General features: G+C 37.9%; 11 protein-coding genes and 4 tRNA genes. 8 read left to right on the top strand and 7 right to left on the bottom strand.

Annotated elements, in window-relative coordinates; all coding sequences use genetic code 11:
- Window positions 1-51: 51 nt before the first annotated feature.
- Window positions 52-126: transfer RNA gene (locus LIV57_RS19355), tRNA-Pro, on the bottom strand.
- A gap of 241 nt (window positions 127-367) precedes the next feature.
- Between LIV57_RS19355 and LIV57_RS19350 the strand changes: the two genes are divergently transcribed.
- The 3 genes from LIV57_RS19350 (at window position 368) to LIV57_RS19340 (ending at window position 2,520) form a co-directional block, all read left to right on the top strand.
- The gene (locus LIV57_RS19350) at window positions 368-661 is read left to right on the top strand and encodes a hypothetical protein (RefSeq protein WP_227943916.1); all 294 of its coding nucleotides are present in this window, start codon (window positions 368-370) and stop codon (window positions 659-661) included.
- 466 nt (window positions 662-1,127) lie between these two features.
- Window positions 1,128-1,730, top strand: a complete 603-nt coding sequence (locus LIV57_RS19345) for a hypothetical protein (RefSeq protein WP_227943915.1) — start codon at window positions 1,128-1,130, stop codon at window positions 1,728-1,730.
- Window positions 1,731-1,995: 265 nt separating this feature from the next.
- The gene (locus LIV57_RS19340; RefSeq protein ID WP_227943914.1) at window positions 1,996-2,520 is read left to right on the top strand and encodes a thermonuclease family protein; all 525 of its coding nucleotides are present in this window, start codon (window positions 1,996-1,998) and stop codon (window positions 2,518-2,520) included.
- A 114-nt stretch (window positions 2,521-2,634) separates the two neighbouring features.
- On the opposite strand, the gene LIV57_RS19335 is transcribed toward LIV57_RS19340, so the two are convergent.
- From LIV57_RS19335 to LIV57_RS19325, 3 genes are all read right to left on the bottom strand, one after another.
- Window positions 2,635-5,721: a T9SS type B sorting domain-containing protein gene (locus LIV57_RS19335; protein ID WP_227943913.1), complete on the bottom strand. Its 3,087-nt coding sequence runs from the start codon at window positions 5,719-5,721 to the stop codon at window positions 2,635-2,637.
- A gap of 56 nt (window positions 5,722-5,777) precedes the next feature.
- A complete protein-coding gene (locus LIV57_RS19330) occupies window positions 5,778-8,933 on the bottom strand; it encodes a T9SS type B sorting domain-containing protein (protein ID WP_227943912.1) in 3,156 nt (1,051 codons plus the stop codon).
- A 79-nt stretch (window positions 8,934-9,012) separates the two neighbouring features.
- The gene (locus LIV57_RS19325) at window positions 9,013-11,304 is read right to left on the bottom strand and encodes a fibronectin type III domain-containing protein (RefSeq protein WP_227943911.1); all 2,292 of its coding nucleotides are present in this window, start codon (window positions 11,302-11,304) and stop codon (window positions 9,013-9,015) included.
- Between the two features lie 350 nt (window positions 11,305-11,654).
- Between LIV57_RS19325 and LIV57_RS19320 the strand changes: the two genes are divergently transcribed.
- Both LIV57_RS19320 and LIV57_RS19315 read left to right on the top strand, forming a co-directional pair.
- On the top strand, window positions 11,655-13,295 hold the full coding sequence (locus LIV57_RS19320) for a helix-turn-helix domain-containing protein (protein WP_227943910.1): 1,641 nt from the start codon (window positions 11,655-11,657) through the stop codon (window positions 13,293-13,295).
- On the top strand, window positions 13,295-14,425 hold the full coding sequence (locus tag LIV57_RS19315) for a tetratricopeptide repeat protein (protein WP_227943909.1): 1,131 nt from the start codon (window positions 13,295-13,297) through the stop codon (window positions 14,423-14,425). Before LIV57_RS19320 ends, LIV57_RS19315 begins: the two co-directional genes overlap by 1 nt.
- A gap of 153 nt (window positions 14,426-14,578) precedes the next feature.
- Here the strand turns inward: LIV57_RS19315 and LIV57_RS19310 are convergent.
- From LIV57_RS19310 to LIV57_RS19300, 3 genes are all read right to left on the bottom strand, one after another.
- Window positions 14,579-14,652, bottom strand: a tRNA-Arg gene (locus LIV57_RS19310).
- Between the two features lie 41 nt (window positions 14,653-14,693).
- Window positions 14,694-14,768, bottom strand: a tRNA-Pro gene (locus LIV57_RS19305).
- 14 nt (window positions 14,769-14,782) lie between these two features.
- A tRNA-Ser gene (locus LIV57_RS19300) sits at window positions 14,783-14,867 on the bottom strand.
- Between the two features lie 135 nt (window positions 14,868-15,002).
- Here LIV57_RS19300 and LIV57_RS19295 point away from each other — a divergent pair.
- The 3 genes from LIV57_RS19295 to LIV57_RS19285 all read left to right on the top strand — a co-directional run bounded on the left by LIV57_RS19295 (window position 15,003) and on the right by LIV57_RS19285 (window position 18,447).
- On the top strand, window positions 15,003-16,028 hold the full coding sequence (locus LIV57_RS19295) for an N-acetylmuramoyl-L-alanine amidase (RefSeq protein ID WP_227943908.1): 1,026 nt from the start codon (window positions 15,003-15,005) through the stop codon (window positions 16,026-16,028).
- A gap of 72 nt (window positions 16,029-16,100) precedes the next feature.
- Window positions 16,101-17,501 carry an aspartate ammonia-lyase gene (gene aspA / locus LIV57_RS19290; protein WP_227943907.1) on the top strand — a complete coding sequence of 467 codons (1,401 nt, stop codon included), beginning with the start codon at window positions 16,101-16,103 and terminating at the stop codon, window positions 17,499-17,501.
- 91 nt (window positions 17,502-17,592) lie between these two features.
- The gene (locus LIV57_RS19285) at window positions 17,593-18,447 is read left to right on the top strand and encodes a glycosyltransferase (protein ID WP_227943906.1); all 855 of its coding nucleotides are present in this window, start codon (window positions 17,593-17,595) and stop codon (window positions 18,445-18,447) included.
- Window positions 18,448-18,489 lie beyond the last annotated feature (42 nt).

Here is an 18,489-nt window from a genome sequence, read left to right as displayed (position 1 = left end):
AGAAGGCAGATGCTCTATCCAGCTGAGCTACGCACCCTAAATTTTTTTAAGTCGGGGCGGCAGGATTCGAACCTGCGACCTCCTGGTCCCAAACCAGGCGCGATGACCGGACTACGCTACGCCCCGAGAGTGTTATTAATAACGAATTTACATCGTTTTTAGGGCTGCAAATTTGCAATACTTTTTGGAATAAAAAAAATAAAATGAAGAATAATTTTTAATTAATTTTCCTGAATTCTTTTTTATTACCTTTACCATGTTAATAACCATAGACTTATCTTGTTTTAAAAAAGTTTAAAAATTTTTCTTTTTTCCTCTTTTGGGATCTGCAATCATCTGTTCATGGTATTTTATTTTTTAATCTAAAATGGAAACAAAGGATTTTTATAAGATTTACATTCCTGCGTTGGAAAAAGCATTCCAAAATGATTCTATTAATTTCGGTTTTTACGTTAAATCTCCGGAGGATTATCCAGATGCAGAAATAGCAGATCAGATTGATCAATATCTGGAAGATCATGAAGAAGAATTTCTGAACAGAATAGCATATTATTTTGATGCGAAATCCCACAATTTTCCTTCTATCCAAGGTATTCATATTGATTTATATAAAAAGGAGCTAATGAATGAAATGAGGAAACTGAAAATAATTTTTTATTAAAAGCAGATCATTAAAATGAAATATAAAAAATCACATTTGAAGACTGAAGTTCAGTTTTTTCTTATAAGTTTTCTTTTAACTATGATTTCTTCCTGCTGTAAGAATGAAAAATTTGTAAGCCATAGGATTTCCAATGTATCCGTAAGCTTGCCCCAATCATTTGTTATTAGGAAAGAAATAGCTGAAGATTCACAGGTGTATAGTATCAATGTCAGGAATAAATCTATAGGTTATATTTATTATGGTAATTATAAGCCATTTGAGGAAGATAACTATATGGTTGGGAAGAGCTTGAGATCTTTGAAAAGATTAAGAATAATGAAGAAGTTAATGCTTATCTTTCTAATAACTCAGATCGAGATTACAGAAATGGGATTTATAATATGAATTATTACTACTATGACACCCAGGATGCTCAAGCTGTTTACTCGTACGTTGCAGATAAAAATAATAAACAAAGTAAGTGATGAAAAAAATATTCATTGTTGTAGTTTTTTTGCTATTTAATATGATAGTTTGGGGACAAACTACTGTTGGAAACACCAGATATGAAAAATTACAGACATTTTTAAAAAAGGATAGTTTGGCATTTCAACAGTTTCTAATGGCTAAAAAATGTTTTTGCAGAGAGAATTTTTTGACTCTTAATGAGCGTAGGGCTGTAAAAAAAACTAATCATTCTACTAAAGATTTAAATGAATTATTTCAAGTTTTAAAAAATGGAGGATATTTATTCTTCGTAGCAATTGATGCTCAAAAAATAGCCTCTTTTTTTAGTAATAAACTGATTGATGAATATGTTTCAAGTAGTGGACGTATCAGCGATGATGGTAATAGAATTGATAATAAAGATATACTATGCGAAACCATTTCTTCACAAACTAAATATAATTACAGTCAATACATTAGTTTCATTAACAATTTAGACAATTATATATTACCACTAAATAAAGGAACTACCTTTCTTAAAGAAGATATATACTTGGATGAATTGTACTATTATTATCCCGGTAAAAAAGAACGCTGGTATAATTTTAACGATGTTCATAAAGTATTGGATGTTGAATAATTCGCTCCACAAAGTCTCCCAACTTTCTCCGCTCCGCAAAGTCTCCAGACTTTGAGGTAGGAAATCAAATAACTCAAATTTAATATTATGAAAACCTCGTAAAACGCGAGGTTTTTTAATTAAAAAGCTCCACTAATCTCCCGCTGCGCAAAGTCTCCCGACTTTGAGATCAAAAAAAGCAAATAGCTCAATTTGACATAAAAAAACCTCGCAAAACGCGAGGTTTTTTTCATTAAAAAGCCCCACTAATCCCTATATTTGCCCCATGAAACGATTAATGCTGCTGTACGTACTTTTTCCTGTATTCCTATTCTCACAGACTACCGGAAAAGTGATTAAAATTTCAGACGGAGATACCATTACTTTACTGTTAAAAGGCAATCAGCAAAAAAAGATCAGATTAGCTGAAGTCGATTGTCCGGAAAATGGACAGGCGTTTGGTAAAAATGCAAAACAGTTTACTTCTGCTCAGGTATTCGGGAAAACAGTAAGCTTTGTTGAAACCACTACGGACCGTTATGGAAGATCTATTGCGAAAGTGTATTATGACGATGGGAAATACCTTTCCAAAGAGCTTATCAAAGCAGGATTGGGATGGTGGTATTTTTCCTATTCCAAAGATACCTCTTTGGGAAAACTGCAGGAAGCTGCACAGCAGAAAAAAATAGGACTTTGGCAGGATATTAATGCTATGGCTCCCTGGGACTACCGTAAAATGAAACGTGAGCTTAGGAATAATAAAAAAATGGAAGCTGCTAAGAACGGAGCAAAAATAAAAGGTGCAGCATAAATATCAGATTATTATCCAATCTGATGAATGGTGAAAAAATAAAACTGCCTCAAAAAATGAGACAGTCTTTTAAACAAAAAATAGTACAATCCTGATTGGATAATTGTATTTGATCTAATTCCTGTTTTTTACCAGAATCCATCCGGTGTAGGAAACCATTTTCTGTGTATCCGGATCCGTCCATTTTATTTCATACCAATAGGTGCCGCTGTTTACCGGAGTACCTCCGATAGTGCCATCCCATTTGAAATTATTGTTTTTATCCGAAGAATGGATAAGCTGTCCGTACCGGTTGAATATACCAAACTTTAAATCTCTCAGAAATGCAAGCTCCGTATAATCCAGTGTGTCATTGATACCATCACTGTTGGGAGTAATGGCATTGATAAGATTTGGAACCAGAATCTGTACTTCTACAGGGTGGCAGTTGCTGGAGTCTTTCACATAAAAAATATTTTTCCCTCTTGGAGGGCCTGTAAAAACATTAGAATCCTGCCATATCATTCCATCCCTTGAATATTGGTAAGGAGGTGTACCGCCTTCTACAGTAAGTGTAACCGTATTTCCTGTAGTTTCCACTTTTTTGATTTTTGGAACAGGAACAGACATCACCTTTACAAATTGCTTTGTTTCACATCCGTTGGAAGTCAGGATCACCCAATAATTACCTGTTGAAGCAATAATAGAAGGAGTGGCTGCTCCTGTGCTCCATAAGTAAGAGGTATAGCCTGGCCCTGCATCTAATGTAACCCGGGCGTCCGGGCATATGTACTGGTCTGTCAAAAGCGGTGAAGGTTTAGGAGGGATGACATTTAAAGTGATTAGGGCAAAATCAAAGCATCCATTGGCTGTAATAACCTTCACATAAACTGTTGTATTAGAAGATATATAAGCTGTAGGAGTAGTTATTTCATTCGTCCCGTTTGTGGCATCCGCTAAAGTAGGATAATACTTTTTTGTCACAGGGGCAGTGGTTGTAACAAGGCCTGTGGTTAAATCAAAAGTTCCTGCGTTCGGATTATTGGGAACAAAACATCCGTTGAGGGTTACATTCTGCACATTTGGTTTGGGATAAAACTGAAGTGTGATTTTTGCAGTAGCTGTACAGCCTTCTACCGTTGTCACTTTTACAAAAACCGTAGCAGGGACAGCTGATGAATAAGCATTGGCTGGAATAATTTCATTGGTACCGGCATTTAAATCGGCCATTGTAGGATAATATTTCCTGACAGCATTAGCCGGTCCTCCCACAGCAGCAGTCGTGAGATCGAAAATACCTGTTCCGTTACTTTCGCAGCTCTTTACCGTAGTATCTGTTAAAATCAGGGGCTGAACGGTTACATTTACTTTTACCTGTTCACAATCTGTAAAATCGGGATCATTTCCACAGAACTTATAAGTAAAAGTATCAGTGGTAGTACCTGTATTGGCCGTGTAAGTAAGGACTCCCGTTGCAGGATTTACGGTTAAAGTTCCGTTTGCAGGAGGCGTTATGATCTGTACAGTACCCGGTACCGGAATCTGTGTAGAATTTGAGAAGGTAGGAGTGATGGTAGCAGGAGTACCGGCACTGCAGACATTCATCAGTTTTACTGTATGAACAAGGCAGGTAAATACTTTGTATGGATAGGTTGTAAGAGGTGCACAGGTGCTTTTCGTAATCGATACGGTATAGTTTCCTGCTTGTGCAGGAGTGTAGGTATTACCGTTGGCTCCCGGAATAGGAGTTCCGTTGAGGTTCCACTGATAATGATCAAAGCCGCTTTCTACTTCTAACACAATTCCCGGAACACATTCTCCCGAAGACTTGCTAATCACCGGAATAGAATTGAATCCTGCAAAATATCCTCCATACCCCAGATTTCCGCTGCCTCCAATAATACCGGCCGTAACAGCTTTGGTGGAAGTTACCGTAATATTTCCGGATATATTGGGAATAGAGTAAGAAACCCAGTCTGAAGTTCCGGTTACCGGAAAAGGTCCCTGTGCCGCTGCAGGTGTTACCCCGTTTACTGCCACTCCGGCGCCTGCCTGCGTCAGGATATTGAGCTTTACGGAAAGTGGCGGGTTGAATGTCGTATAGTAGGGCATTTCTCCAATTTTTCCAATTTCATCAATAACAGTGGGAAGAAAACAGTTCAAAGGAGGAATGTAATTAAAACCTTCTGTGGCATCATTATCTGCAATGCCTGAAAGAAGCTGATAAACATACACATTTTTTGATGCTTTGATATACATATTGAGATGGGATGGCCCGTTAACGATATAATTCATTGCACTGACACGGTAATATTGTCCTTCGTTCAGAGTAGCAACCGGAGTAGGGTTGTTGTTCAGTCTGATTTCCGTATTATTTTCAGTAGCAACAATGATGGCGCCCTCGATTTCAGGAAGAAGGTTACCCATTCCTTTAATAAGAACAAACTCCTGACCAAGGCGTTCTACAGGAACAGACTGATCCATCACAATATCTTCACCGTTATAAGGAGGAGCCAGCCCAAACTGACCGTGGTAATTTCCGTTGGTTACTGATACGGGTTTTGTAGATTCTATTTTAGCTCCGATAAAACCATCTTTATTTCCGGGTTTATTGGCGTAGCCTGCAAAAATATAAGACTGTCCTTTATTCAGAGTGATTGTAATACTGGGATGGGTAAGTCCGTTGAAATTATTATAAAACCAGGTAGTCATGGCATATCCGGAAACTTTAACCTGGGTATTGTCCTCTGTTGCCAGAATACCACAAGTGAAGTTCTGACTGATCTGATTGTTCATCAATGGTGAATACACTGCATAAAACTTCGTTCCGATTCCAGCTTTTCCCTTTGATGTTAAGATTTCCCCGTGATTGATTTCCGAAAATCTGTAGGTAGCAAAGAAAGGTAAATCACCGTGAAGATAGAGGCCTCTTGTTTTTACACTCATAGCATCCGTTATATTCTGGCCTGTCATCAGATTCCAGGGTACATCAAAGGTCTGTGGATTTCCTTTGCTGATAGTGACTGTTCCTATTACTGTATTATTGTTATAAATGGTAACGGGAAAAGGAGTTATATTATCTGTGGAAAGATACAGGGCCTGTTTCTGTGAACCGTTCGAGGAACTTGCTGCCATAGGAGCAAACCAGTGGTCTGTATCCCGTTGTGCATAAGCAATTGAAGATAAGAATAACAGTATAAAAATAAATATGATCCTTTTCATAAATTGTAGGGAAGATTAAATTAAATTGAACTTGACGGTGGCTGTAAGCCTTTGAATTAATCTTTATTTTTCAACAAGATCCATCCGGTGTATTTAATGCTGGTATCCTGCAGAGCTGGTTCTTTCCAGGTGATGATGTACCAGTAAGTTCCGGTAAACAGTTTTTTATTACTGAACATACCGTCCCATGTGTAATTGTTAAAGCGTGTCCCGGTAAAAACATTGTTTCCGTATCTGTCGTACACCATAAAAGACAGGTCTTTTTTATAAGCAAAATCTGCATACGAAATTGTATCATTAATATTATCACCATTAGGCGTAATAGCGCTGATCAGATTAATAACTGTTAATTCTACTTTTAAAGGTTCACAGTTATAAGAATCTTTTACATAAAATTTGTTCTGTCCGTTCGGGAGGTTAATGAAAATATTAGAGCTTTGCCAGCTGACACCATCAAGAGAGTATAGATAAGGAGGCTGTCCGCCGGTTACGGTAAGAGTAGCTTTATTGTTTTCAATATCAATATTTTTGATAACAGGTTTGGGAGCGGCCTTTATCGTAATATTCTGTTTGGTAAAACAATGATCATGTTCCAGGATCACCCAGTAATTTCCCACTCCTGCATCGGAGATTGATGAGGTAGTAGCGCCTGTGCTCCATTCATATGACTGATATCCCGTTCCCGCATCCAGTGTAGTTGTAGAATTAAAACAGATAAACTGATCTTTAAGCAAAGGAGAAGGATGAGGCAGGGTAACGGTAAGAGTTACCGTTGCAATAGTATAGCAACCGGTAGCATTAATTACTTTAATGTATATTGTTCCGCTGGCCGAAATGAAGACATTAGGGTTTTGAATAGCATTGATTCCGGCTACGGCATCCTGCATCGTTTTATAATATTCTTTTGTAACACCTGTTTCATTGGTAACCGAAACCTGTGTAAGATTAAAACTTCCTTTATCCGGTGCTGAATCCATATAACATGACGTTAAAGAAGCATTCTGAACCTGTGGGGAAGGACTGAACAGAAGACTGATTTTTGTCTGGGCAGAACATCCTTCAGGAGTTGAAACTTTTACATAAATATCTTTAGGAATAGCAGATACATAAGCATTAGCCTGTATAATTTCATTGGTTCCGGCAGTCAGATCTGCTAAGGTTGGGTAATACTTTTTTATACTTCCCGACGGACCTCCCACATTGGCGGAAGTAAGATCAAAAATTCCTGTTCCGTTATTATTGCAGGCCTTGATTGTAGTATTGACAACATTCACTGATTGTACGGTAATGTTTACCTTTACTTCTTCACAATCTGTAAATTCGGGAACGTTACCACAGAATTTATAAGTGAATGTATCGGCTGCAGCACCTGTATTGGCTGTATATGTAAGCAATCCTGTTGTAGGGTTTACATTGAGTGTACCATTGGCTGGCGGAGTGATGATCTGTACAGTACCCGGAACCGGAGTTTGGGAAGAATTGGTAAAAGCTGGGGTTATAGTCAAAGGGGTGCCTGTCGAGCACACTGTTAGCGCTTTTGTTGTCTGTGCAAGACAGGAAAATGCTTTATAAACAGGAGTTGTCGCAGGCGGACAGCTTCCTCCCACTGATACAGTCACCGTATAATTTCCCGGTTGGGTAGGGGTGTAAGTATTGCTGTTTGCTCCCGGAATAGCTGCTCCATTAAAATTCCACTGATAGGAAGAATAACTGTCATCTACCTCCAGGGTCATACCAGGAATACAGGTTCCGTTTTTCCTGGCAATGACGGGTATGGAAGAGAATCCGGCGAAATAACCACCGTAGCCGACATTTCCTTCTCCGGCAGCAATTCCTGCTGTAACTGCTTGGGTAGACTGAACGGTAATATTACCGGTAACATTAGAGACAGAATAAGATACCCAATTTGCATTTCCGGTGACTGGAAACGGACCCTGTGCAGAGGTTAATGGTGTTCCGTTAACTGTTACCGTTGCCCCGGACCCGGTTATAATATTAAGCTTAACGGCAGGCGTAATAGTTGTGTAGTAAGGTAATATATTGATCATCCCTATTTCATCAATTTTCTTAGGAAGAAAACAGCTGAGAGGAGGTATATAATTGGCTCCAATAGTAATCTCAACAAATGAAGTTGAAGTTCCGGCCATAAGCTGGTAAACATAAGCTCTTTTAGTTGTCCGGATCCGCATATTGTAATGTCCGCTGCTGTTCTGATTACTATAAGAAGAAGAGTTGATGTGGTAGAATTGCCCCTCATCAAGGGTGGCTATAGGGGTTACATCATCATTAAGATAGACCTGTGTATTATTTTCTGTTGCCGTTACGATAGCACCTTCTACATTGGAAGCAATCGGAGCCATTCCTTTAACGAGAACAAACTCATCTCCTAAGCGTTCAACAGGAATTGATTGATCCATTAAAATATCACCGCCATTGTTAGAATTAGTAATCTGGCCATTGAAGTTTCCGTTTGTGACACTTATAGGTTTATTAGACTCAATTTTAGCTCCAATAAAACCGCTTTGGTTTCCTGCCTGGTTTCCTGTACCTTCTATAATATACGACTGCCCTTTTTGTAAGGTAAAAGTCATTGAAGGCGTGTTGGTACCAGTAGTCCCATTGGAGAATTGAACGGAAGCTTCATAATTAGATACTGTTACCATTGTATTGTCTTCAGTAGCAAGTACTCCACAGGTGAAATTGTTATTGGAAGAAGCTGTAGCAATAGGCCCATAAGCAACATAAAATTTGTTTCCAATACCAGCTTTTCCTTTGGACGTAAGGATTTCTCCATGATTTTTTGTGGAAAACCTGAAAGTACAGAAAAAAGGTTTGTCTCCTTTGAGATAAAGACCTCGTCCGGTTACTTTAAAAGCCTCCGATTGTAATCCTGTAATCATATGATCCACAGGAATGTCAAAAGATTGAGGATTACCTTTACTGATAGTTACAGTTCCGATGACGGTATTATTGTTATAGATTGTAACAGGAAAAGGAGTCATGGAATCTGTAGATAAAAATAAAGCCTGCTTATTGGAATCATTAAGTCTGGACATCATAGGAGCAAACCAATGTTCAGTATCTCTTTGGGAAAAAAGAGTATTGGTGGCAGACAGAAAAAGAGATACCGTAAGCAACAGCCTTCTGATCAGTATGAACCATTGCTTTATTATAGTAAAATCCGGAGTATAAACAAAGTAAAAGTCTTTCATTGAATAAGTTTATGGGGATAAAAAACTGCCATAAAAGCGACAGATCAATTTCAGCCGCTTTTAATGGCAGAGACAACATTTATTTCTTTATAACTTTTACGGTATGAGAAGTACCGTCTTTCATTTCCATTCTTGCTACATATACTCCTGATGCCAGATCCTTTAATGAAATGATATTTTCAAAATTTCTGATCTCAGTGATGAATTGCCCGGAAGTACTGTAGATTCTGACTGATTTTAGATTTTTGCTTTCAGTAAACGTAATCACATCAGTAAAAGGATTAGGATAGATGCCGGTTTTTGTTTGGGTTGTATTCTCATGTACATTCATAGTCTGGGTAGGAGCCCATGAAATATTATCCCAGTAATATTGTGCATTCCCTGAAAGAGCATATGTATTGCGGATGGCCAGCCTTGCTCCTGCAGGAACGGTATTGGGAATCGTAACAGTGTAGTCACTGCTTCCTGTAGCTGGAGTATAGGATGTATTTGTGATATCCAGCTGCTGGATCAGAGTGAAACTGGCAGCATCCGCAGGATTGGTCATATATCCGACTTCTAATTTTCCCGTACTGGCACTGCAATAAGCATTGAATTTTAAAGAATGAGTTCCGGCATTGATGTTGGTAAACACAGGTAATATGGCAATGGATACATCTCCTGCAGAAATACTGCGTTGTAATATATGTCTTGTTCCGGAGAGAGCTCCGTTTCCATTAATGTTTACGCCAGCGATTCCTGTTACAATTCTTCCCCAGCATGGAGCATTGGTTAGCAGCCCTGTAGCATAAGAGTCAAAATTCTCGGATAAACCAGCCACAGGTGCGCAGAGAGTCAGGACAGAAGCAATATTACTCCATGCACTCTGATCAGAGGAGCTGCATCTTGATCTCACCCATACATAATATGTTGTTGCAGAGTTTAATCCCTGTATAGTATAAGGATTTGCCGTTACACCTGTTATACTAGGTGCAGTAGATGAGGTTGGAGCAATGTTGTTTGTACTGTAGTAGATATCATATCCCATTGCTGGTGCAGGAGAGGGTGCAGTCCATGTAATATTCGCTGTTGCACTGGTAGCATTGGATAATACAATATTTGTAGGAGCAAAGCAAGTTGGTTTAGGCTCCCAATATACATTATCCCAGTAAATACTCACAGAAGGAACTCCTCCATGTCTTATGGCCAGCCTTGCATTGGCAGGAACGGTATTGGGCACTACAACACTGTATTCATAACCGTCAAAAACTGTACTGTTGATATTCACGGATTGAATATTCACAAAAGAAGAAGCATCAGTATCACTGGTAACATAGCCAATGTCTAATACTCCGGCTGTACCGCTTACTTTGGCTTTAAATCTCAACCAATGTGTCCCTGCATTTACATTGCTGAACATTGGAAGTACGGCGATGGTTGTATTGGCGGCCCCATTAGCACTTTGATACATGGCTTTACTGTTATTCACACCACTACCGGAAGCAATAGTCTGATATCCTGTTCCCAAAATAATCCTATCCCAGCAGTCAGCGTTACTAGGCCCGTTTGCAGCATTTTCGAAATCTTCAAACATTGAAGTTTTAGCATCGCACCTGGTTTTAAATATCCCCCTTAAAGACCATGCACTTTTAGATGTACCGCAAACTGATCTCACATAAAAATAGTAAGTCGTAAAAGGCAAAAGTCCGCTGATTGGTGCTGAGACTGTATTACTGGTTCCCGATATCGGAGTAGAGGCATCCGGAATAGTAGTGGAAGAAGTATAATAATATTCATAGCTTCCTGGTGCTGTAGTTGGGGCAGTCCAGGAAATAATTGCAGAATTGTTGGTAATACCGGAAGAAGTAAGAGTTGTTGGAACAAAACAGGCCGGAGAAGCATCTACCTTCAAACTGAAATCTACAAAATTACCATAATTGTTAGGTCCGCACGGATTTACCGGATTGGGAAATGAAGTTCCGCTCTGTACCCTGATTCTATATATTCCCGATGCCTGAGAAGGCGGAATGAAAAACTGATCATCAACAACCGAGTAACTTGAAGGGCCTACTGGATTCTCATAAAAATCATCAAAATCCCCGTCATTATTCCAGTCGATCCAGATATAGGATTTTACTCCTGATCCGGCAAAATCCAGATGAACGTTCACTGTTCCTCCAGGATAGGAAGTTACGATCTGACTGGAAGAATTATCTGCATAAGCCTGATATGCGGTGGCTGTATAATATAAACCTCCCTGATCAGAAAAAACAGCATTTTTTAAGTAATTGTTCTGGCCTGAAGCTCCGGCAGTAGGAACACAGTAAGTTTGTGCATTCAGTTGATAAACTGAGAGGAAGAAAATCATCCATAATAAGTAGTGTTTTCTCATTTTATTTTTATTTTTTTTAAGATTAGATACCGCCTTTATTGTCTGCGTTTTATTTCTTTTCTATATTAATGAATACAGACGATTGATTGATGTCTTAAAAAATCATATATTAGATGATAGTGATATTCTCTTTAATTTCTTTTAATAATAATGGCTAATAGGTGTGATGGTTACATTGAAATTTGAGAATAAGTCTAATATTTTGAATCGACTTAAAGGTTTGAACAATATTAGCGTTATATTTGCCCCTCATCAAGGAATGTGCTTGCATAATTCACTGAATTTACAAGAATTTTAAAATTAAAATATTGTAAATCAGCAATATGTGATTTTGTGGTTTAAAAGGACTAATGATAGAAATATCAGTTAATAATAGCGGGAAAATGATCCTCATGGTAAGAAAAATGCTGAAAAGTAATATGGTAATATTGTTTTTCATTTTGTGGTGCCCGGTTTTTATAAATGGGCAGCCGGCTCCGGATTTCAGTATTTTAACCGATAAAGCATTTCAGAAATTATATCAGAATCCTGAAGAGTGTATCAGCTATTCACAGAGTCTTCTGATCAGTGATAAAAATATAGAACATAAAGTCATTCTCCGGAATATTATTTCCCAGGCTTATGCCTTACAGGGAAACTATGTGCAATCCGTAAGTATTTCCAATCAGAAGGAAGAAGATGATAAAAGAGGGAATCTTTCACAATTCATCCAATTGTTTGATGATTATAATCTAGCAGATCAGTATCAGAATTTAGGATTGTATGGGCAGTCAAAAAAAATCATTGCAGGTATTTTAAAAGATCCGGATCTGTTAAAAAGCCAGAATCCAAAAGAACGTATGGTTCTCGCCAAGTTATTTCAGCTTCAGGCTATCAATGCAGGGATGGTAAGAGACTATGAGTCTGCTGTACTGAATATGGATAAGAGTGATTCTTATCTCACTGGTACAAATGAAGAAAACAGAATTATCAGATGGGAAAATAGCATTTTCAGGTCTACTTTTCTCTTACGTCAGAACAAACTGGAAGAATCAAAAAAATTGTTTGATAGTGTCATTGCGGATATTGAAAAGCATGGAAATAATGCCTTTATCTGTGCATTTGCTTATGAAAGTCTTTCCCGATACTATTTTATGAAAGGAGACTATAATACAGCCATCCAAAAGTTGGAAAAAGGATTCTCTGAAATCGAAAATCTTCCTTATAACGATCTTAAAATTATTTTTTACGAATTGTTTGCCCGCAACTATCTGGCTCTTAATAATGATGAAAAATATTACTACTACAATAAATTATATACCGATCTTAAAGCAAAGCTGGATTCTAACAAAAAAGAAGGGATTCAGTATGTTGTAAAGCTGCTTGAAACGTACCATAATAAAAATCTTGAATTTCAGAAACAAAATAAGATAAACCAGCTTCGGATAGCAGGAAGTATTATTTTAGTTCTTATCCTGATAACGACTGCTTATTTTCTGATTGAATCCGCAAGAGCCAAAGATCTTAAGAAGCAGCTTGTTTTTTTTGAAAAACTGAAATTCAAAGAAGAAATAACAGGAGGAGTAGCTGAAAGACCAATCGAAATTTTAAAAGAAAATAAAGCCCAGGAAAAAGATCTCTCTAAAATTTCAAAAGAAAAAGAAGAAGAAATTCTGCAGAAGCTCAAAGACTGGGAAAAATCTGACAGTTACCTGAACAAGAACATGTCGCTGGCGATCTTATCTGCTCAGACAGGAATAAATACCAAATATTTGTCGGAAGTGATCAATAATAACAAAGGAAAAAATTTTAACGGCTATATTAATGAGCTTAGAATTGATCACATTGCCCGGCTTCTGAAAACAGATCCTGCCTATCTGAATTATAAAGTAAGCTATCTGGCGGAATACGCAGGGTTTTCATCTCACGGAGCATTTACAAATGTGTTTAAATCGATCACGGGGATGTCTCCCAATACCTACATTCAGGAAATTATAAAAAATAAAAGCTGATGAAATTCTTTATCCATATCATTTTACTGAGTGTTTTGCTTTTCCAGACAGCTCTTTCAGGACAGGAAATTTCTGATGATTCCCTGATGAAGCTTGCCAACCGTGAGATTTATAACAATCCGGATTATGCTACCAGTATTGGAAAAAAACTGCTTAGAAAAGAAAACGGACTTGAGAAATCCATTAAAATTTATCTGATTTTGTCCACAGCGGGAATTGCCAAAAGAAACTTTGATGAATCTCTGCAATATATTCTAAAAGCAAGAGAATTGCTTCAGAAAACGAATGATCCTAAAATTCACACCAGTTTTTTGATTGCGGCTGCCGTGCAGTATCAGCAGATGGAACTCTTCAGCAAAAGTCTTGAAACACTGGATGAAGCTGATGAATATCTCACAAAACTTCCGGAAGATTCTTATCTGAGACATTTTGAAACGGCGAGAAGTTATGCATTAAGAGGAATGATTTATAAAAGTCAGTCGAATCCGGAAATAGCTCTTCAGGAATTTTTAATTGCCATCAGAAATTTTGAAAAAGTAAAAGAGCAGGAGAAAACATATTTTAACCAAAGCATCATTTATTACAATATAGGGAACTGTTATCTCAATCTGAACCAGCCCGACAATGCCGGAACAGCTTTTATGAAATCTATGAATCTGGCAAGGTTAATCAAAGCAAAAAGCCTGGAGGCATTTGCTTTAAAGGGCCTTGCGGAGATGAATAAACAAAAACATCAGAATCAGGAAGCTCTTACACTGCTGATAAAAGCTGAAGAACTGGGTAGGGAAGCGGGAGACCTGACTCTTAATGAAGGAATTTATAAAGAAATGGCGGATAATTATCTGGCAATGGGAAACCCGGACCTTTATCAGGTGTACAGCAAGAAATATTTTGAAACGAAATTCAAAAGAGAGCAGAGTGAATTAAGCTCTATCAATCACGCTATTGATGTTCATAATATGGAGACTCTGAAAAAAAGTGAAAAGCTAGCCACCAGATATAATTATTTTATGGCTGGGATGATGATTCTTGGACTTTTTATACTAGGTATCTTTTCCTATTTTGTCATAAAAATCAGAAAGCAGAATAGAAAATACCAGGATGAAATTAAACAGCTTATCAGGGATTAAACAGAAATTATCCGGCTTTCTGTGAAATAGGCTTTAGCCCAAACTTAATTATCAAAAAGTTCAAGATTTTCGATGAAAATAAATCGTACAGATCAATTTGTATGAAGGTAATAAAAACAAAAAATCTCACAATAAAAATTGTGAGGTTTTTTGTGAGCGCGAAAGGATTCGAACCTTTGACCGTCTGCTTAGAAGGCAGATGCTCTATCCAGCTGAGCTACGCACCCTTAGAATTTGATTCCCGCTTAGTAATAAGCACATTAAAAAGTCGGGGCGGCAGGATTCGAACCTGCGACCTCCTGGTCCCAAACCAGGCGCGATGACCGGACTACGCTACGCCCCGAATATATAGAAGAGCGGAGGGTAAGGGATTCGAACCCTTGCGACACTTTCGCGTCGACAGTTTAGCAAACTGCTCCGTTAACCACTCCGGCAACCCTCCTTTTTGTTTATTTTTTAATGATCGTTGTTCCGTTATTGCGAGTGCAAATATAGAACAGATTTCTTTATTTACCAAATAAAATTCAAGAAAATTTTGTGTATTTTTGAACTAATAAATCATCCAAAAACCAAACTGATGCGTAAAACATTATATATCATCGGATTAAGCACATTTGTTTTTTCATGTACTTCTCAGCAAAATGTGAAAAAAAATACTTACAAACCGAAAACCCCAATAACACAGGCGAAACCAACGGTTCAGACAAAACCTCCGGTTGCTCCAAAACCCAAAGTTATATCTGATCATGGAGTAGAATTTTTTACGACCAATATAGCAGATCCAACCAAAAATGATAATACGGTGAGTTATGGTTCTATTGTATCTGCAAAACCGGGCGGATATAAAGTGGTAAAAACTTATTTTCCTGCAGTGGCCCAGAATTTCAGACAGCGTTATCTGATATTACATTATACAGCTCTTGCAGATGATAAATCAATCAGTGTTCTTACCCAACAGGCAGTAAGTGCTCATTATCTGGTAAATAATACCGGAGATAACGAGATCTATCAATTGGTAGATGAAAATAAAAGAGCATACCACGCAGGGATAAGTGCATGGAGAAATGATAAAAATCTTAACGATAATTCTATCGGTATTGAAATTGTAAATACAGGATATACCACAGATAGTACCGGTAAAAGAACTTTTGCCCCTTTTAGTGATGAGCAGGTGAAAAAAGTGGCTGCTCTGGTTAAAGATATTGTAACAAGATATCAGATCCAGCCAACAAACGTATTGGGGCATTCAGATATTGCTCCTACAAGAAAACAGGATCCGGGACCGATGTTTCCGTGGAAAAAGCTCTATGACGAATATCAGGTTGGAATGTGGTATGATGAAGCTGCTAAACAGACTTATCTTGAACCTGCACAAGCTGACCTGGCAGCAAAATATAATGAGTCCAGTTTTATTTTCCTTATTCAGACTTCATTGCAGAAATTCGGATATGTACTTGATCCTAGCGGACAATGGGATGATGCTACCAAGAAAACAATTGAAGCATTCCAGTACCACTTCCGTCCACAAAATTATGACGGAATCATGGATGCTGAAACATGGGCAATACTCCAGGCTTTAAATCAAAAATATCCACTAAAATAATTCAAATTAAAACGCATCGGTTAGATGCGTTTTTGCTATCTTTAAACGATCAAAAACAGTAAAATATCTGTAATGGAAAATTTCAGAAAAGAAAGTGATCTATTAGGCGAACTGAATGTGCCTTTAGATGCTTATTATGGGGTTCAGACACAAAGGGCTATCGACAATTTTAAAATCTCAGGACAGCTTTTGTCTTCGTATCCGGATTTCATAAAAGGGTTGGCTTTTGTTAAAAAAGCAGCAGCAAAAACCAATTATGAATTAGGACTTCTGGACGAAAACCTGTATTTTAAAATAGCAGAAGCGTGTGATGAAATTGTAGAAGGGAAATATCATGAGCAGTTTCCGGTAGATATGATTCAGGGGGGAGCAGGAACTTCCATCAACATGAATGCGAATGAAGTGATCGCTAATATCGTATTGGAAAAATTAGGAAAAAATAAAGGAGAATACGAATTCTGTTCGCCTAATGATCATATCAACCTTTCTCAGTCTACCAATGACGCTTATCCTACAGCTATCAAAATGGGATTGCTTCAGATGAACATTGGGCTGGTAGAAAAATTAGAAAGAATTATCACTGCTTTCCGTGCAAAAGGACAGGAATTTCAGGATGTAATCAAAATGGGACGTACACAACTTCAGGACGCTGTCCCGATGACTTTAGGGCAGGAATTTGAAGCGTATGCAGCCACTTTGGAAGAGGATATCTCCAAGCTGAATAACAATGCAAACCTTTTTGTAGAAGTAAATATGGGAGCTACTGCCATCGGAACAGGATTGAATGCTCCGGTAGGATATGCTACTCTTTGTGCTAAAAATTTAGCCCAGATTACGGGATTCCCAATTGTTTCAGCACCGGATTTAGTAGAAGCAACTCCAGATACAGGATCTTATGTGATCTACTCTTCAGCAATGAAACGCCTTGCTGTGAAACTGTCAAAAATCTGTAATGATTTAAGATTACTTTCATCAGGTCCAAGAGCAGGCCTTTTTGAAATTAATCTTCCGCCAATGCAGCCGGGGTCTTCTATTATGCCGGGGAAAGTAAATCCTGTAATTCCGGAAGTGGTTAACCAGGTATGTTTCAAAGTGATTGGAAACGATCTTACGGTAACCTTTGCAGCAGAAGCAGGACAGTTACAGCTGAATGTAATGGAACCGGTACTTTCTCATGCCATCATGGAAAATATCAACTTCCTTTGCAATGCTTTGGATACACTTCGCGACAAGTGTGTGGTTGGAATTACGGCCAATAAGGAAGTCTGCCTGAATATGGTGAAACACAGCATCGGAATTGTAACGGCATTGAATCCTTACATCGGGTACAAACAGTCTACGCAAATTGCAAAAGAAGCTTTGGAAACCGGGAAAAGCGTTTACAATCTTGTTCTGGAAAAAGGAATTCTTTCCCAGGAAAAGCTGGACGAAATTCTTGATCCGAAGAATATGCTGAAACCGCATAACAAATAAATTCATCAACAATAAATGATCAATGGTAATTGATGCCCTCGAAAGCTTCTCATCATTGATCATTTATTATTCATCATTTATACTATAATTCGTGAGGTTTTTAATCATAATTCCTGCCCATAACGAAGAAAACAACCTTCCATTTACTCTTGATTCTTTACAACAGCAAAGCAGCAAAGATTTTAAAGTAGTGGTAGTGAATGACGGTTCTACAGACAGAACAGCTGAGGTGATCAGAAAATATACGGAAGCTGATTCCCGTTTTGAAACGGTCAGCCTTCAGAAATCTGAACATCAGCCGGGATCAAAAGTGGTTCACGCTTTCAAAAACGGACTTCAGACCCAGGCTATGGATGAATTTGATATTATCTGTAAATTTGATGCCGATATCATTCTTCCGGAAAATTATCTGTCAGTAGTAGAAACAGCTTTTGCCACGCATCCGGAATTTGGATTGGTAGGAGGCCTTTTGTACATTGAAAAAGACGGAAACTGGGTATATGAGGGGAATTCCAATAAACATCATGTAAGAGGTCCTATGAAGGCCTACCGTAAAGAATGTTTTATTCAGATGGGCGGCATAAGGGAAACACTGGGCTGGGATAATATTGATTCCATTTTACTGGATAATCTTGGATGGAAAGAAGTTGTTCTTCCGGAGCTGCATGTAAAGTTGATTAAAGTAAAAGGAGCCGATTACACGATACGCCCTGCGGATTATTACGGAAAATATTTTTATTTCTTAGGGCTGAACAGGTTTCTGGCATACATCGCCTCCTCAAAAGAAGCTGTGAAAAGTAAGTCTGCTTCATTTTTCTTCGATATTATCAGGTCTTATGAAAGCTGCAGATCAAAAAAATTAGAATTGAAAATTACAAAAGAAGAACAAAAAGCCGTTAATGATCAGCGTATAAAAATGTTGAAAAAGAAATGGCTGAAGATGTAAAAGATAGATTATTTTATACATTGCAAATGTTCATCAGTAGAA

Origin of the sequence: Chryseobacterium sp. X308 (assembly GCF_020733145.1) — a bacterium.
Taxonomy (GTDB): domain Bacteria; phylum Bacteroidota; class Bacteroidia; order Flavobacteriales; family Weeksellaceae; genus Chryseobacterium; species Chryseobacterium cupriresistens.
This window is presented reverse-complemented; position numbering and strand designations above follow the sequence as displayed.

Coding starts and splice junctions, on each gene's coding strand:
- LIV57_RS19335 (WP_227943913.1), bottom strand. CDS start 5,721: ATGAAAAGGATCATATTTATTTTTATACTGTTATTCTTATCTTCAATT.
- LIV57_RS19320 (WP_227943910.1), top strand. CDS start 11,655: ATGATAGAAATATCAGTTAATAATAGCGGGAAAATGATCCTCATGGTA.
- LIV57_RS19295 (WP_227943908.1), top strand. CDS start 15,003: ATGCGTAAAACATTATATATCATCGGATTAAGCACATTTGTTTTTTCA.
- LIV57_RS19325 (WP_227943911.1), bottom strand. CDS start 11,304: ATGAGAAAACACTACTTATTATGGATGATTTTCTTCCTCTCAGTTTAT.
- LIV57_RS19350 (WP_227943916.1), top strand. CDS start 368: ATGGAAACAAAGGATTTTTATAAGATTTACATTCCTGCGTTGGAAAAA.
- LIV57_RS19345 (WP_227943915.1), top strand. CDS start 1,128: ATGAAAAAAATATTCATTGTTGTAGTTTTTTTGCTATTTAATATGATA.
- LIV57_RS19340 (WP_227943914.1), top strand. CDS start 1,996: ATGAAACGATTAATGCTGCTGTACGTACTTTTTCCTGTATTCCTATTC.
- aspA (WP_227943907.1), top strand. CDS start 16,101: ATGGAAAATTTCAGAAAAGAAAGTGATCTATTAGGCGAACTGAATGTG.
- LIV57_RS19330 (WP_227943912.1), bottom strand. CDS start 8,933: ATGAAAGACTTTTACTTTGTTTATACTCCGGATTTTACTATAATAAAG.
- LIV57_RS19315 (WP_227943909.1), top strand. CDS start 13,295: ATGAAATTCTTTATCCATATCATTTTACTGAGTGTTTTGCTTTTCCAG.